The 15,996-nt window shown below is 72.6% G+C and carries 14 protein-coding genes; 5 read left to right on the top strand and 9 right to left on the bottom strand.

Features of this window, described 5'->3' with window-relative positions; all coding sequences use genetic code 11:
- Positions 1-83 precede the first annotated feature (83 nt).
- On the bottom strand, positions 84-974 hold the full coding sequence (locus tag ABGB16_RS07025) for a fasciclin domain-containing protein (protein WP_347667138.1): 891 nt from the start codon (positions 972-974) through the stop codon (positions 84-86).
- 430 nt (positions 975-1,404) lie between these two features.
- Between ABGB16_RS07025 and katG the strand changes: the two genes are divergently transcribed.
- A complete protein-coding gene (katG, locus tag ABGB16_RS07020) occupies positions 1,405-3,600 on the top strand; it encodes a catalase/peroxidase HPI (RefSeq protein WP_347667137.1) in 2,196 nt (731 codons plus the stop codon).
- Between the two features lie 227 nt (positions 3,601-3,827).
- Complete coding sequence (locus ABGB16_RS07015) at positions 3,828-4,484, top strand: class I SAM-dependent methyltransferase (RefSeq protein ID WP_347667136.1); 657 nt, start codon at positions 3,828-3,830, stop codon at positions 4,482-4,484.
- Positions 4,485-4,592: 108 nt separating this feature from the next.
- Here ABGB16_RS07015 and ABGB16_RS07010 read toward each other — a convergent pair whose 3' ends face one another.
- Positions 4,593-5,561, bottom strand: a complete 969-nt coding sequence (locus ABGB16_RS07010) for a hypothetical protein (protein WP_347667135.1) — start codon at positions 5,559-5,561, stop codon at positions 4,593-4,595.
- A 437-nt stretch (positions 5,562-5,998) separates the two neighbouring features.
- On the opposite strand from ABGB16_RS07010, the gene ABGB16_RS07005 reads away from it, so the two are divergent.
- Positions 5,999-9,034, top strand: a complete 3,036-nt coding sequence (locus tag ABGB16_RS07005; RefSeq protein WP_347667134.1) for a glycoside hydrolase family 38 C-terminal domain-containing protein — start codon at positions 5,999-6,001, stop codon at positions 9,032-9,034.
- Between the two features lie 48 nt (positions 9,035-9,082).
- On the opposite strand, the gene ABGB16_RS07000 is transcribed toward ABGB16_RS07005, so the two are convergent.
- The 7 genes from ABGB16_RS07000 to ABGB16_RS06970 all read right to left on the bottom strand — a co-directional run bounded on the left by ABGB16_RS07000 (position 9,083) and on the right by ABGB16_RS06970 (position 14,960).
- Entirely contained in the window at positions 9,083-9,586 is a 504-nt protein-coding gene (locus ABGB16_RS07000) for a hypothetical protein (RefSeq protein ID WP_347667133.1), read from the bottom strand.
- Between the two features lie 81 nt (positions 9,587-9,667).
- Positions 9,668-9,841, bottom strand: a complete 174-nt coding sequence (locus tag ABGB16_RS06995; RefSeq protein WP_347667132.1) for a hypothetical protein — start codon at positions 9,839-9,841, stop codon at positions 9,668-9,670.
- The gene (locus ABGB16_RS06990; RefSeq protein WP_347667131.1) at positions 9,838-10,773 is read right to left on the bottom strand and encodes a peptidoglycan-binding protein; all 936 of its coding nucleotides are present in this window, start codon (positions 10,771-10,773) and stop codon (positions 9,838-9,840) included. The genes ABGB16_RS06995 and ABGB16_RS06990 overlap by 4 nt, the downstream gene beginning before the upstream one ends.
- A complete protein-coding gene (locus ABGB16_RS06985; protein ID WP_347667130.1) occupies positions 10,770-11,321 on the bottom strand; it encodes a hypothetical protein in 552 nt (183 codons plus the stop codon). Before ABGB16_RS06985 ends, ABGB16_RS06990 begins: the two co-directional genes overlap by 4 nt.
- Entirely contained in the window at positions 11,318-11,911 is a 594-nt protein-coding gene (locus tag ABGB16_RS06980) for a MauE/DoxX family redox-associated membrane protein (protein WP_347667129.1), read from the bottom strand. Before ABGB16_RS06980 ends, ABGB16_RS06985 begins: the two co-directional genes overlap by 4 nt.
- Before the next feature lie 6 nt (positions 11,912-11,917).
- Positions 11,918-12,625 (bottom strand): hypothetical protein, encoded by a 708-nt coding sequence (locus ABGB16_RS06975; protein ID WP_347667128.1) that lies wholly within the window; start codon positions 12,623-12,625, stop codon positions 11,918-11,920.
- A gap of 187 nt (positions 12,626-12,812) precedes the next feature.
- Positions 12,813-14,960, bottom strand: coding sequence for a hypothetical protein (locus tag ABGB16_RS06970; protein ID WP_347667127.1), 2,148 nt, complete (start codon positions 14,958-14,960; stop codon positions 12,813-12,815).
- Between the two features lie 7 nt (positions 14,961-14,967).
- Between ABGB16_RS06970 and ABGB16_RS06965 the strand changes: the two genes are divergently transcribed.
- Together ABGB16_RS06965 and ABGB16_RS06960 are read left to right on the top strand one after the other, a co-directional pair.
- A complete protein-coding gene (locus ABGB16_RS06965) occupies positions 14,968-15,549 on the top strand; it encodes a hypothetical protein (RefSeq protein WP_347667126.1) in 582 nt (193 codons plus the stop codon).
- Between the two features lie 10 nt (positions 15,550-15,559).
- Positions 15,560-15,976 (top strand): glutaredoxin domain-containing protein, encoded by a 417-nt coding sequence (locus ABGB16_RS06960; protein ID WP_347667125.1) that lies wholly within the window; start codon positions 15,560-15,562, stop codon positions 15,974-15,976.
- Positions 15,977-15,996 lie beyond the last annotated feature (20 nt).

Here is a 15,996-nt window from a genome sequence, read left to right as displayed (position 1 = left end):
AGACCGGCGGACGGGCCGATCGGCACCACGCCCGACGATCGTCGCACAGGCTCCGACCGCCGCCCGGTCAGGTTCACGACGGGTCAGTGGGCCGGGTCGCCCTGACCGGCGGTCGTCGGCAAATCGCCGAGCACGGCGTTGATGATGTGCACCTGGCCGCCCGCGACCCGGTAGTCGGCGCAGAGGGTCTCCGCCCCGGGGCCGAGCCGCGCCGCCGATCCCGCCCGGGTCACCGTGACCCGGGTGCCGTCCAGCGTGGTGACGGTGCCGGCCGCGACCAGCTCGGCCAGCGAGCGCGAGCCCGCCACCAGGTGCGCCCGGACCAGCCCGCGCAGCTCGTCCCTGCGGTGGATCATCAGCTCGTCCAGGTTGTCCTCGGAGAACTTCCGGCCAAACGCGTCGTCGGTCGGCGCCAGCACGGTGATCCCCCGCGCGTCGCGCAGCTCGGCCGACAGGCCCGCCGCCCGTACGGCCGCCTCGAACCTGGTCAGCACGGGAAGCCACTGGAGCGCCACGTCGGCCGGTTCGCCGGTCAGGGACTCCGGGTTACCCGGGTCGGTGCCGGAGGGCAGCGCGGCGCAGAGCGGCCCGGTCACCCCGCCGGTGGTGGTCGCGCCGGCGCCGGCCGCCGCGGCGTCCCGCCCACCGGCTCCGGCGGAGTCGCCGGTCTTCGTGTTCGCCACGGGCGGCCGGGCCCCGGCGTACCAGGGCGACACCGCCTCGGGACCGTGGACGGCCCTCGGCTCCGTACTCGGATCGTTGCCCGACTGGGCCGAGAGCGGCTGAGACGTGATCAGTTGCAGGTCCGAGACGAAGTCGGCCTGGCTGAGGCCGGTGTAGATGTTCAGCGTCGCCGCCCTGAAGGCCGTGTTCGCGGCGACGGCGGGGGTCGCCGGCAGCAGGCTGACCACCAGCGCGGCCGCACTGGCCAGAGCCGCCGCGCCGCGGGCCAACCATCGTCTTCCACTCGGCATGGGTAATCCCTTCCTGGACGTCACGTCGGCGTGACCGCGGCCGACGCGGAAGGACATTACCGCGACGGCGATAAATATCGAAAAATATCTTCGGCATGGCGGCGCCCCCACGTCGGGCGATCCCGCCACTCACCGCCCTCGACGCACCGCCGCTTTTGATGCATTCAAGAAGAATGTGGTGCATACTGCGCACGACACCGGACTTCGAGCGCATGCCGCGCGGGGCCGCGCTCCGCGTCACCCGTCCGCGGCTCGCGGTGCTGGCCACGGCGCACGCGCATCCGTCGGCGAGACTCCGTGCCTGACCGCGTCCGACCACCAGGACTTCTCGATCGACGAGGCCGGGGTCGCCTGGGGCGTTTGTCCCGGATACGTCCGGGCACCGGCAACCAGGAGCAGAACGAGGAATCGAGACAGGAGAGGGACCGACGTGCCTGAGCGCGGCAGCGAGAGCGAGAACCCGGCAATCCCATCCCCCACCCCGGCCCCGCATCGGCCCAGGACGAACCAGGACTGGTGGCCGAACCAGCTGAACCTGCAGGTCCTGCACCAACATTCACCACGGGCCAATCCGATGGGCGAGGACTTCGACTACGCCGAGGAGTTCAGGAGCCTCGACGTGGCGGAGCTCAAGCGGGACCTCCTCGCGGTGATGACGACCTCGCAGGACTGGTGGCCGGCCGACTACGGCCACTACGGCCCGCTCTTCATCCGGATGAGCTGGCACGCGGCCGGCACGTACCGCATCGAGGACGGCCGCGGCGGTGCCGGCGACGGCGCCCAGCGCTTCGCCCCCCTCAACAGTTGGCCCGACAACGCGAACCTCGACAAGGCCCGTCGGTTGCTGTGGCCGGTCAAGCAGAAGTACGGCCGCAAGGTCTCCTGGGCCGACCTGCTGGTCCTCGCCGGCAACGTCGCCCTGGAGTCGATGGGCTTCAAGACCTTCGGCTTCGGCTTCGGACGGGAGGACGTCTGGGAGCCCGAGGAGATCTTCTGGGGGCCCGAGGACACGTGGCTCGGCGACGAGCGGTACAGCGGCGACCGGGAGCTCGCCGGCCCTCTCGGTGCCGTGCAGATGGGCCTCATCTACGTGAATCCGGAGGGCCCCAACGGCACCCCCGACCCGCTGGCCGCCGCCCGGGACATTCGGGAGACCTTCGGCCGGATGGCGATGAACGACGAGGAGACGGTCGCGCTGATCGCCGGCGGTCACACCTTCGGCAAGACCCACGGCGCCGCCCCGGCCGAGTACGTCGGCCCCGAGCCCGAGGGTGCTCCCGTCGAGAGCCAGGGCCTCGGCTGGCGGAACAGCTTCGGCAGCGGCAAGGGCCGGGACACGATCACCAGCGGGCTCGAGGGTGCGTGGACCCCCACCCCGACCACGTGGGACAACAGCTTCTTCGAGACCCTCTTCGGCTACGAGTGGGAACTCACCGAGAGCCCGGCCGGCGCCAAGCAGTGGAAGCCGAAGGACGGCGCCGGCACGGACGCCGTGCCCGACGCCCACGACCCCTCGGTCCGGCACGCCCCGATGATGGCCACGACCGACCTCGCGCTGCGCGTCGACCCGGTCTACGAGAAGATCTCCCGGCGGTTCCTGGAGCACCCGGACCAGCTCGCGGACGCGTTCGCCAAGGCGTGGTACAAGCTGTTGCACCGCGACATGGGGCCCGTCTCGCGCTACCTCGGGCCGTGGGTGCCGGAGCCGCAACTGTGGCAGGACCCCGTCCCGGCGGTCGATCACGAGCTGATCGCCCACGACGACGTCGCCGCCCTCAAGGACAGGCTCCTCGCATCGGGGCTGTCCGTCTCCCAGCTGGCCCGGACCGCCTGGGCGGCGGCGGCGAGCTTCCGCGGCACCGACATGCGCGGCGGGGCCAACGGGGCGCGGATCCGCCTCGAGCCGCAGCGGAGCTGGGAGGTCAACGACCCGGCCGAACTGGCCACGGTGCTGCGGACGTTGCAGGACGTCCAGCGGGAGTTCGACAGCGCACAGCCCGGCGGGAAGCGGGTCTCGCTCGCCGACCTGATCGTCCTGGCCGGGTGCGCCGCCGTCGAGCAGGCGGCCAGGAGCGCCGGGCACGACGTCACGGTCCCGTTCACGCCGGGGCGCACCGACGCCTCGCAGGAGCAGACCGACGTGGCGTCGTTCGCCGTGCTCGAACCGAGGGCGGACGGCTTCCGCAACTACCTGCGCGCCGGGCAGAAGCTGCCGCCGGAAACCCTGCTGCTGGACCGGGCCAACCTGCTGACGCTGACCGCTCCCGAGATGACGGTGCTCGTCGGCGGCATGCGGGTCCTGGACGCCAACGCGGGGCGGGCACGGCACGGCGTCCTCACCGACCGGCCCGGGACGTTGACGAACGACTTCTTCGTCAACCTGCTCGACACCGGCACGGAGTGGAAGCCGTCCAGCTCGGCCGAGAACGTGTACGAGGGTCGGGATCGCGCCACGGGCGAGGTCAGGTGGACCGCCACCGCCGTCGACCTCGTCTTCGGCGCGAACTCTCAGCTCCGGGCCATCTCGGAGGTCTACGCCAGCCGCGACGGGCAGAAGAAGTTCGTCCGCGACTTCGTCGCGGCGTGGGTCAAGGTCATGAACCTGGACCGGTTCGACGTCGCCTGACGACGCGAGAGGGGCCCCGGTCGGCGCGGCGCTGACCGGGGCCCGCGACGCCTTCGGGCCCGCCGGCCCTCATCCCACCGGACGCCGACGCGGCCCGCCGGCTCCTCGGCGACCATCACCCGTTCCCCGTTTTGCCGAACCGGCAAAGATTCTTGCCGCCTGGCGCCCCGGCCGCGCACCATCGCCGGGTCGGGGCGGCGGCCGTCCGCCCGACGGAGAGGGAGACGATGACCGAGCACGGGGCGTACCCGGCGGACCCGGCGGTGGACGCGGGCACCGCCCGGTTCTGGGACGAGCTGTACCAACGGCGCGACCGGGTGTGGAGCGGCCGGGCGAACGCCGTCCTGGCCGAGGTGGCGGACCAACTGCCGCCCGGCACCGCGCTCGACCTGGGCTGCGGCGAGGGCGGCGACGCGATCTGGCTCGCCGGCCGGGGCTGGCGGGTGACCGCCGTGGACGTCTCGGCCACCGCCCTGGGCCGGCTCACCGTCGAGGCGGCCCGGGCCGGCGTGGCGTCCCGGATCACCACGGCCCGGCACGACCTGACCCGGACCTTCCCGGCGGGCCGGTACGACCTGGTCTCGGCGCAGTTCCTCCAGTCCCCGCTGGAGCTGCCCCGGGACGCGGTGCTGCGCTCGGCGGCGCGGGCCGTCGCGCCGGGCGGCCGGCTCCTGGTCGTGGAGCACGGCGCGCCGCCGCCGTGGGCCCGGGAGAGCCACCCGCACGCCCGTTTCGCCAGCCCGGAGGAGATCCTGGCCGCGCTCGACCTCGACCCCGACGGCTGGCACACCGAACGGCTCGGGGCCGCGCACCGGGCGGGCACCGGCCCGGACGGTGAGACGGGCACCCTCGTCGACCATGTCGTCCTGGTCCGTCGCCGCTGAGCCGCTCGGCCGGCCCCGGGTCTCCTGCCGGTGGCCTCCGAGTGCGGGCGTCGCGTCGTCAGGGGTGGCGGGTGCCAGGTCGAGCCTGGCACCCATCGAGGTCGGTGGTCAGCTGGAGAGGTAGCGGATCGCGTTGTACAGGTTCGCCACCTGGTTGCCGTAGTACGGCGAGTAGACGCACTGGGGGCAACTGCCGGACCTGGCGACGCTGTACCCGTTGAGCAATCCCCAGTTGCCGTCGAACTCGATCAACCAGGGGCCGAGGAAAGTGCCAGGAGGCATGGAGACGACCAGGTAGTAGTCGCTCCCATTGCCGTAGGCGGGGCTGCGCCCGGCGACGAGTTCCGAAGCGTAATACCCAAAGACGTACACGTCCGCGGGGAGCCCGCGATTCCAGGCGATGCCCTGACCGCCCAGGTAGTCGCAGATGCGCCAGCCGTTGTTGCGGGCAAGCACCGCCGCGCCGACGTCGTTGGCCGGGGTCGTGAAGAGTCGGGTGGGGTACCAGTAGCCGTACGGGGCCGAGCCGTTCCAGTTGGGCACGAACACCCAGTTGGTCGCCCAGAGGCCATCCCAGATGACGCAGTGGCCGGCGGTCCACACCGCTGACTTGCCCTCGGTGTTCACGATGGTCCCCATGCACGTGTAGTTGCCACCGTTGACCGTGAAGAACACCTTCCCCGTGGTGCGGGCAACCGGATGCCCGACCGGGTAGCCGGCAATAATCGGCTCGGCCGCCGGCGCGGCGGGGGCGATCGTGCCAGGCGGCCCCTGCGGCTGGCTGGCGCGCTGCCCGGACTGCCCGGCCGCGCGCGCCGCCTGCACGGCGGGGATCTCGCTCTCGGGCTTGGCCGCCCGCATCCGGGCCGGCGTCCAGTACTCCGCCAAGGCCCGCTGCCGGGCCTCGACGCCGGTGCCGGTCACCGTACGGGCGACCTCGGGGCTGAGCTGGGCCACGGCACTCACGACCGGGCCGTCGCCCGGCACGGATCTGGCCTGCGCCGCGCCGGGCGCGGCGAAAGCGACCGCGGCGGTCAGCACAACGACCGCCAGACTTCCTGGCAGTTTTCGGGACACGTTCCCACCTCCCTGAAGGGGACAGGGGGTAAAAATACGTCCCGATCACGTCGACACATCGGTCGTGTTCAACATCAATCACATCGAGAAAGACGTAACCAATAACCAGATATTGGCTTCGTTGTGAAACCGCCACGCCCGGCAAGTTCGGCAATTCGCAAAGGCCGGTGGATGGGTTTGTTCGCGGCCAGGAATCCAGGCGCGCCAGAACCGCACAACCGCTTGGGATTTCCCACCGCCGGAACACCCGGGCCGATCGAGACGGAAGAGCCAGGGCCGGGGCCCGCGACAGCGCCCGCAGCGGCACCGATTCAGCCCCGGCGGGCGTCGACCCGGGCGAACCTCGCCCACACCCTCACCTGCCCGCACCCGATGACATAGAGATCTTTACATGATTTGATATATGGCAACATTCCCACGCCCCGGCGGAGTCGCGGATGCACCGGTCGCTGTCCAGCCTGACCCAGCGGATCGAACGAGCGCTCGACGAACGGCTCATCCCGGCCATCCACCGGGACGTCGAGCCGGTGCACGTCGAGGCGGCACACCTGCCCGGCGAGCCGGTACCGGCCGGGGAGGGGTTGGCGCTGACGTACACGCCCTTCGCCGTGGGCCAGCCGTGGGGGCCGGCCTGGAGCACGACCTGGTTCCGGTTCACCGGCGAGGTGCCGGCGCGGATGCGCGGCCACCGGGTCGAGCTCCTCGTCGACCTCGGCTTCGACAACGCCGGGCCGGGGTTCCGGTCCGAGGGGCTGGCGTACACCGCGGACGGCGCGCCGATCAAGGGCATCGAGCCGCGGACGGCCTACGTGCCGATCGCCCGGCGCGCGGCCGGGGGCGAGCGCGTCGAGGTGTACGTCGAGGCCGCCGCCAACCCCCGGTTCACGGGCGCGGTCTCTCCGTTCGGGGACCGGGAGACGGCGCCCGACGTGCCGCTCTACCGGCTCGACCGGGCGGAGCTCGCCGTGCTGGACGAGGAGGTGCACGGACTCGTCCTGGACGTACGGGTACTGCACGAGCTGGCCCGCGAGTTGGCCGAGGCCGACCCGCGGCGGCACCAGATCCACCGCGCCCTCGAGCTGATGCTCGACGAAATCGACGTCGCCGACGTCTCCGGCGGCGCCCGCGCCGCGCGATCCCGGCTCGCCGGCGTACTCGCCGCCCCCGCCGTGCCCAGCGCCCACCGGGTCTTCGCCGTCGGCCACGCCCACATCGACTCGGCCTGGCTCTGGCCGGTACGCGAGACGATCCGCAAGTGCTCGCGGACCTTCTCCAACGTCGTGGCGCTCGCCGACGAGTACCCGGAACTGGTCTTCGCCTGCTCCTCCGCCCAGCAGTACGCGTGGCTGCGCCAGCACCACCCGCAGGTGTACCGCCGGGTCACGGAGAAGGTGGCGAGCGGACAGTTCGTGCCGGTCGGCGGGATGTGGGTGGAGTCCGACACCAACATGCCGGGCGGCGAGGCGATGGTGCGCCAGTTCACCCAGGGCAAGCGGTTCTTCGCCGCCGAGTTCGGCGTCGAGCCCCGGGAGGTCTGGCTGCCCGACTCGTTCGGCTACTCGGCGGCGCTGCCCCAGCTCGCCCGGCTGGCGGGTTTCCGCTGGTTCCTGAGCCAGAAGATGTCCTGGAACACGACCAACCGGTTCCCCCACCACACGTTCTGGTGGGAGGGCATCGACGGCAGCCGTGTCTTCACGCACTTCCCGCCGGCCGACACCTACAGCTCCGAGCTGTCCGGGCGGGAGCTCGCGTACGGGGTGCGCAACTTCGCCGAACACGGCCGCGCCACCAGGTCGCTGCTGCCGTTCGGCTACGGCGACGGCGGGGGCGGCCCCACCCGGGAGATGCTCGAGACGGCCCGCCGGGTCGCCGACCTGGAAGGCTCGCCCCGGGTCAGCGTCCGCGCGCCCGCCGAGTTCTTCGCCGAGGCGGAACGGGAGTACCCGGACGCGCCGGTGTGGAGCGGCGAGATGTACCTCGAGTACCACCGGGGCACGTACACCAGCCAGTCGGCCATGAAGCGCGGCAACCGGCGGACCGAGCACCTGCTGCGCGAGGCCGAGCTGTGGTGCGCGACGGCGGCGCTGCGCGCCGGGCACCCGTACCCGTACGACGAGCTCGACGCGATCTGGCAGGAGACGCTGCTGCTGCAGTTCCACGACATCCTGCCCGGCAGCTCGATCGCCTGGGTGCACCGGGAGGCGCGGCAGACGTACGCGCGGCTGGCCGAGCGGCTGGAGGCACTGATCGACCCGGCGCTGACCGCGCTGACCGGGGCCGGGTCGGTGCCGTTGACCGGCAACGCCGCGCCGCACGAACGGGCCGGGGTGCCGGCCCTCGCGCTCGGCGTGCAGCGTGCCGTCGAGGCGCCCCCGGTGTCGGTGCGCACCGGACCGGACGGCACCGTACTGGACAACGGCCTGCTCCGGGTGCGCGTCGGCGCGGACGGCACGGTGTCGGCGATCCGCGACCTGGTCGCCGGCCGTGACGTGCTGCGCGCCGGCGCGGCGGCCAACGTCCTGCAGGTGCACCCGGACACGCCGAACAAGTTCGACGCCTGGGACATCGACGAGTTCTACCGCAACCGGCGCCGCGACCTGACCGGGGTCACCAAGCTCATGGTCGACACGGCCGACCCCCGGCAGGCCCGGGTCCGGGTGACCCGCCACGACGGGGACTCGGTGTACGTGCAGACGGTGTCGCTGGCGGCCGGCGAGCGGGTGCTGCGGTTCGAGACGGAGGTGGACTGGCAGCAGCGGGAGACGCTGCTGAAGGTCGCCTTCCCGATCGACGTGCACGCCGCGCACTCCAGTTCGGAGATCCAGTTCGGTCACGTCCGGCGGCCCACCCACACCAACACGTCCTGGGACGCGGCCCGGTTCGAGATCTGCGCCCACCGCTGGCTGCACGTCGGCGAGCCCGGGTACGGCGTCGCGCTGGTCAACGACGGCACGTACGGCCACGACGTGACCCGCGACCCGCCCGGGGACGGGCTCGGCGCCTTGGGCACCACGGTCCGGCTGTCGCTGCTGCGCGGTCCCCGCTACCCCGACCCGGACACCGACCGGGGCACGCACCGCTTCGGGTACGCGCTGGTCTGCGGCGCGGAGATCCTCGACGCGGTACGCGAGGGCTACCGGAGCAACCTGCCGCCGCGCGAACGCACCGGGGCGAACCCGGTCGCCCCGCTGGTCGAGGTGGCGGACCCCGCCGTCGTGGTCGAGTCGGTGAAGCTGGCCGACGACCGCGGTGGTGACGTCGTGGTCAGGCTGTACGAGGCGCTCGGCGGGCGCGCCCGCACCCGCCTGACCGTCTCCTTCGACCTGGCCCGGGTCGAGGTCTGTGACCTGCTCGAACGGCAGAACGCCGAGATCGCCGCGCTGGCCCCGATCTCGGTCGACGGCCGTACCGTCGACCTCGCGCTGACCCCGTTCCAGGTGGTCACCCTCCGGCTCACGCCGGCCGGTCGCTGAGCCCGGGCGGGCGGGGGACGCGCTCCCCCGCCCGCCGGTTCGGTGGAGTCAGAACTGCCGTACCGCCAGCAGGCCGAAGGCGACCACGAGCACGGCGCACGCGGCCACGGTGATCGTCCGCAGGCGTACCCGCAGGTCTTCGTCCCACCGGTCGCCGTCGCCGGCGGCGCGGCGGGCCAGCGGGGTGAACGCGCGCCCGAGGCCGAAGCCGAGGCCCGCGAGCAGCGGGACGTGCAGGCGCTGACCGCCGAGCAGGAGCGCGACGGCCAGCACGTACGGCGCGCTCGCCGAGACGTAGGTGCGCAGTCCGGTGCCCAACTCCAGGCCGAACTGCAGCGCCCCGCGCCGCACGTTGCGCTGCAGCACGTCCTGCGGTATCTGCCGGGCGTTCTGCGGCAGCCGGATCGGTACCAGGCCCACCTCGCGGAGCAGCCCCAGCACGGCCACCGCCACGACGGCCGCGTACCGCCACGGGGCGGGCAGGGGCGCGGACAGGCCGGAGAGCAGCCCCAGCAGCAACGCGGTGAACAGGCCGCCGGCGACCAGTCCCACGGTGAACAGGGCGAGGACGATCCCCTGCCGATCCCGATCTCGCCACCCGGGCGAGGCCAGCGCGTACGCGCTGTTGCGCGTTCAAACCGAGCCGGAGAGGCTGTAGCCGGCGAGCCCGCCGATCATCGCCCAGGTGAGCGCGCTCCCGTACCCGGCGGCGACCAGCGCCCCGGCGGTGAGCAGCAGGAACGGCACGAGCGGATCGGTGATCCAACGGCGTACCGCCCGGGCGGGCGGGGCCGGCGTCCGGGTCATACCGCGCCGCCGGTCATGGTCCGCCAGGTGTCCCGCCCGACGATGCCGTCGGCCGTCAGACCGTTCTGGAGTTGGAAGTCCCGGGCCGCGCTCTCCGTCGCCGGACCGAAGATCCCGTCCACCGTCAGCTTGTAGGCGTACTTGTTGAGTTGGCGCTGCACGCCCCGGACGACGTCACCCGTGCTCCCGGACCGGGCCGCGATCACGAGCGCCGGCCAGGTGGTCGCGTCCACGACGCCGGTGGCGGCGAGGCCGGCCGCCGTCTGGAAGCTCTTCACCTTCGTCTCCGTGTCGCTGCCGAAGATCCCGTCGATCGCGGTCGCGTGGCCCCGGGCGGTCAGCAGGTGCTGCACGGTGTAGACGTTCACCCCGGACTCGCCCCGCCGGGTGGTGGGCCAGCTGACCGTGGTCAGGCACCCGCACTGGGTGTTCCACCGGCAGATCGAGTTCACCCAGCCCGAGCTGGTCTTCCGGTACCCGTCGTGGCAGCGGCGCTCGACCGAGCAGGCGCAGGCGCCGCACGCCCCCGTGTAGCGCCACAGCCAGCCGTCGTACGTCCCGGCGTAGCACTGGTTGGGCCGCAGGATCCAGGTGACGCCGTCGTCCTTGTGGAATCCCGTGTACGTGCCGCTGGTGTTGCAGGCGTCGGCGAAGATAGTGCTCGGACCGCACCCGGGCGAGCAGTTGTGATCGCTGGCGTAGGTGGGGCAGCTGCCGTAGATCGTGTAGCCGTCGGCGTACGCCCGGCGGGCCGCCGGGAACACGCTGAGGGCGGCCATCCCCACCGCGGTGCCCGCCTGCAGCAGGGTGCGCCGGGACAGCGCCCAGCCCGTCCGGCTGCGGCCGCCGGCGTCCGCCGGCAGGCGCCGGACGGCGGCCCCGGTCCCCGGGTCGGCTCCGCGCAACGAGGGCACGGCGTCGAGAGCGGTCATACCTGACCTCCGTGGTGATTCGTGGCGACGGCCGGTCCCGGGCCGCCGGATGGGCGGTCGAGCCCGTCGAGCAGGCGGCGCAGGGCCGCGCGGGACCCGAGCGGCTCGGCGCGGAGCACCCGTCCGGCGCGGTCGACCACGGTGGCGAACGGGGTGACGAGGACGTCGTAGCGCTCGAACAGCTCCCCCTGCCCGCCGAGCACGGTGATCGGCAGTCCCGCCGCGTGGGCCGGCGGGTCGTCCCGGTAGAGGACCCGGAACTCCAGGCGGGCGGGGTCGACCTGGCCGGCCGCCTCGGCCAGCACCTCGGCGCAGGTCCCGCACTCCGGGTCGAGGAAGAGCAGGACCAGCGGGACCGCCGTGGGCGCCGGCACCAACCGGGCCAGTCCGGGGGCGGGCGATCCCGGCCGCAGGCCGACCGACTCGGGGCGGCGCTGGACGGCCCCGCTCGACAGCGCGTGCACCTGGCGCACCAGGCCCGACACCACGAGCGCCAGCAGGAGGATCGCGATCCAACTCAGGATCAGCGCGCTGGTCTGGAAGCTCATCCGGCTACGCCGCCTCTCTCCGTCATGCTTCGGTCTCGCCGGCCGGCCACGGCCGGCTCGGCCGCGCCGGGCGGGACGTACATCGCGGCGGGCAGGTGCCACAGCAGCGCGGTGAAGGTGGCCGCGGCCAGCAGCACGACGGCGTGGGTGGCGTCGGCCCGGTCCAGCAGCGGCACGACCGAGCCGGACAGGATCACCGCGAGCAGGGCCAGCCCGGCGAGGACCACCGCCCGCGCCACCACCCAGCCGGTCATCGGCAGCTCGATCCGGGAGCACCCGCACGATCCGGTGCGCCCGGTCGACGTCACGTGCCGGCCGTAGCCGGCGTACAGGCCGAACAGCGCGAAGCTGCCGACCAGGACCGCGACGAGAACCGCGCCGCCGTCGCCGAGCGCCGCCACCAGCCCGACGCCGGCGAGCAGCCCCTCGGCCGCGATCACCGCGGCGGCGACCGGGACCGGCGCGGGCAGCACCCGGTGCGCGGCCAACGCCCGCGCGAGCGCCGCCGGCCGGGACAGGTGTTCGGCGACGGCGACGAGCAGGGTGAACAGCACGGTGTACGTCGCGACGCCGGCCACCAGGGCGGACACCCCGGCCTACCCGGCGCTGGAGACGCGGAGCTGGTTCACCAGGGTGGGCACCTGCTCCAGGTCGGTGTCGGACAGCGGCACCAGACTGAGCCAGGTGTCCTCCGTGGCCAGGACGAAGTACGGCTTCCCGTCGGAGAGCGTGTCCCGGAAGAGCTCGCCCGCCTGCGTCCGCAGCCCCCGCCAGGACGGCAGCTGCGCGGCCCGCTGTCGGGTCAGCGGCGCCATCTCCAGCAGGCCGAGGCCGGGGACCTCCTTGAGCACGGTCGCCGGCGCGGCGAACTCGGCGCCGCCCCTGCCGGCCGGGCGCAGGGTCAGTCCGTCGTCGTGCTCCTCGACGCGCAGCTTCCGCAGCACCCCGAGGAGGTCGACGGTCGCCGCGCCGTACAGCTCGGTCAAGAAGCAGTACCGCCGCCCCCGCCAGACCGCCACCAGCCGGTCCTCGGTCAGCCGGATCTGCGGGTCGTACGGCCGGGTACGCGCGGTCAGCAGCGAGCCGCCCTGGTAGGTGAGCTCCTCGTCGAACCGGTCGACGCCGAGCGCCCGGGCGACGTCGTCGGCCAGCCCGCTCACGCCGGCCGTGAACTCGTGCAGCCGGCCGTCGATCGTCACGTCGGCCACGGACGTGAACGGCGCGGTGAGGTCGAGCGAGCCGTCGAGTACGAACCGACGTCCGTCGACCGCCCGATGTGCCACCGGTACCGCTGCGGCTGCCATTCCGACCACCCTCCGCCCGGGTCCGGCGCTTCACCGGCACGATATAGCGACGTGGAAATATTTGACAAGCTCAATCATGGTCCGCGAACGGCGAGAACGCCCGGCCGGCGCTGACGCACCGGCCGGGCATCCCCGCGTGGTGTTGCCGGTTCGGCGGGCCGACCCTGGAGGACCGGTCCGCCGCGGCTCAGGCGGCCGGCGTACTCGCGTCCCGGTGGGTGAGCTGGTACGTCGCATCGACCGCGTCCGTTTCCAGGATCACCGTGACCTGTCCGGGCGGCAGCGAGCAGGAGATCGTCCGCTCGACGGCCTGGCTGGTCGGGCCGCAGTACCGGCTGCCGGTCGCGCTGAAGACCGACAGCCTGGCGTCACCCGCGCCGGAGGTCCGCTTCCAGCTGATCGCCTCCTTCGCGGCGTGCTGGTCCGCCGGGATCGAGAAGCAGACGGCGAAGCGGTCCGCCGCGGTGGTCACCGTGGCGCCGGTCGCGTCCCCGGGCAGCACCGGGCAGGCCGGCGGGCCGTCGGTCCGGGCGAAGGCGAGCGAGTAAGCCGCGGTCGGCGCTCCGTCGGGCGAGTTGAGCACCGCGAAGAACGGCGCCTCGCCGGTCAGCGTGCACTGAGACTGGCGCAACGAAGAGGACGAACTGCACACGTAGGCGCCGGTCGAGTCCAGCACCGTCACCTCGGGTGAGCCGGCACTGGTCGCGTCACCTGGCAGCAGCTCGACGATCCGGGCGCCCACCGGGCTGGTCAACTGAAGGCAGTTGTGCTGGCCGACGGCGGTGAACTCGCCGCGGTGCGGCGCGTCCTGCCAACCGGTGTCGGAGACCGGCTCACAGCCGGCGGGTAGCCACGGCAGCAGGGCGACCGCGTATCGGGATTCCATATCGATGACCGAGTCCGCGCCGTTGCCGCCAAGCACCAGGGTGTACCTCCCGGCCGCTGGAATCTGGCACTGGATGCCAGTGCAGAGCTTGTGGCCGGTGCTGTCGTAGACGGTGCCGTACTCGCGGTAGTTGTCGACCCGGACCGCCTTCACGAGGAAGGTGCCCTCGGTGGGGATGTCCAGGCTGCGGCACCGGATGCCCCCGAGCGCGCCGGCCGGCGCGGCGTCGTACGCACCCGGCGTGATCGTCGGGCAGCCCACCGGGTTGGACAGCCGCCGAACCTGCATCATGTACGTCAGGTCCGTGCTGCCGGCGTCCCAATACAACAGGTGCGAGATCACCCGGAAGGTGCCGGTGGCGGGCAGGACGCACCCGTCGTCCTCCGACCCCTCCGTGCAGAGCACGGTCCCGTGCTCGTCCACCAGCCAGGACCACACCTCGTTGTAGGTGGTCGGCCCCCGGTACACCATCACCCGGTCGCCGGCCTCGCCGTGGAACGGCTGGCAGTTCGTCTGCACGGCCGAGGTCTGGTGCGGCAGCAGGGTGGGCTGGTCCCAGTTGGTGCCGGTGGCCGCGGCGCAGCCCTCGGTGCGGTGGAGCGCGGTCGCCGCCACCTGGTAGGACACCGGCTCCCAGTACTGGTTCTGCGTCAACAGAGTGTAGGAGCCCGCCACCGGCAGGGCACACGAGCGGGCGGCGAAGTACTCCTCGCAGACCCGCCGGCCGTCAGCGTCGTACACCCGCCAGTCGAGATGCTGGTTCGCGTCCTGGTTGAAGCGGACCACGACCGTGCCAGCCTCGGTGCTGCTCAGGGCGTGGCAGGTCACGCCGTCGTAGCCCGGCACGGTCCCGCGGCCCACGGCGGCACCGGGATCGCCGAAGGACGCCAACGGCAGCGTCGGGCACCCCACGGAGTGTGAGATACGGGGCATCCTGAGGGTGTACAGGGCCTCGTTCCCGTACGTCTCCTCCAGGAAGAGCCGGTACGGCCCGGGGCCGCTCAGCGTGCACTCGGTCGTGTGGTGCACACGGCATCCCGTCAGCTGGTACTGCGCGTCGAGAATCGGACCCTGCACGTCACCGGTGCCGTTCTGGTCCATCATCTGCAGCACCGTGCCCGTGGGCTGGTTGAACTTGAAGCAGTGCACGGCCAGCCCGGCGGGCAGCGTGCCGCTACGGCCCGCGGACGCGAAGGAGAAGAAGCTCTCCGGCAGGTTGTCGCACTCCGACGGAGCACGCATCGACTCGACCGAGAGGGTGTAGGCCCCCTCACCGTGGCCGTAATAGAGCGTGACGGTGACGGTGTAGGTGCTGGCGACGCCGAGCCGACACTCGTCGAGGTAGGGGCCGAGGTAGCAGACAACCTCGCCGTCAGGGCCGCTCACCCGGGCGTCGAGGCTCTCGCCCGAGATCCTCCTCAGCCGGGCGTACAGGGTGTCCCCGTCCACGGTCGAAGTGACCGTCCAGACGTTCTCCTCCTCGCCGCTGATCGACGGACAACTCTCGATCTTGCCGAAGGCGAGCTTGCCACCGCAGCCGCCGGAGCCTGTCGTACGCGAGCCGTCCGGCTTCGCGCCGCCGGTGCTCCTCGTCGGCGTCCCATCGGGGGTGGACGCCTTCGCGGCGCTCGTCGTCGTGGCCGGGGTCGCGGCCGCTGACGGAGACTCGGACGGCACCGGCGACGGTGCCGTGGTGGTGGCGAGTCGGGACGGCGACGGTGCTGCGGTGGCGGTGGCCGGTCCGGTCAGGACGCTCGACACCGCGGCGATCGTTGCGGCGAGCATCGCCACCCGCGAGAGCTGCTTTCCGGACCGGCTCCTCCGCCGGGTTGGCACAGTTGTTCTCAACATCGACTCCCGTCTGACGCGGCGGAAACGAGGTCACTGGACATCGATCGCCATGGTGTCATCGTGGAACAAGGTGGCCTGTGGCCAGCGAACCGACTGGACGCGACGCACCAGTTGTCCCGTGTTTCGGATCGGTGCCGTTGCCAGCGGCGAGATCCGGGCGCGCGAGGGCGACCGACGCCGGCGGTAGCATTCGGCGCGTGCTGCGGAGTTGGCGGTTCGCGGGCGTGATGCTCGCGTGTGGGTTGCTCGTCGCGCTCAACCAGGACACGTGGGTGCCGGCGGTCATCGCGTTCCTGTTCTTCCTCGTGCCGGCGGTCCTGTTCTCGCCGCTGGCCTTCCCGAGGTCCGTGTCGGCCGCGCAGGCACAGCAGCGCAGCGCGCGGGACGGCCGACCGGTGGTGTACTGGCGCCCCGGCTGCCAGTTCTGCCTGCGGCTGCGGCTGCGGCTCGGACGCAGGGCCGGCCGGGCGTACTGGGTCGACATCTGGCGTGATCCGGCCGGGGCGGCGGCGGTCCGAGCCGTCACCGGCGGGAACGAGACGGTCCCGACGGTGGTGGCGCGCGGCGAGGCGGTGGTCAACCCGGACCCGGTCTGGCTGTTGCAGCGGCTGTGACGCCGGCGCCGCTTCACGGG

The organism is Micromonospora sp. B11E3, from assembly GCF_039871625.1.
Lineage (GTDB): Bacteria > Actinomycetota > Actinomycetes > Mycobacteriales > Micromonosporaceae > Micromonospora.
This window is presented reverse-complemented; position numbering and strand designations above follow the sequence as displayed.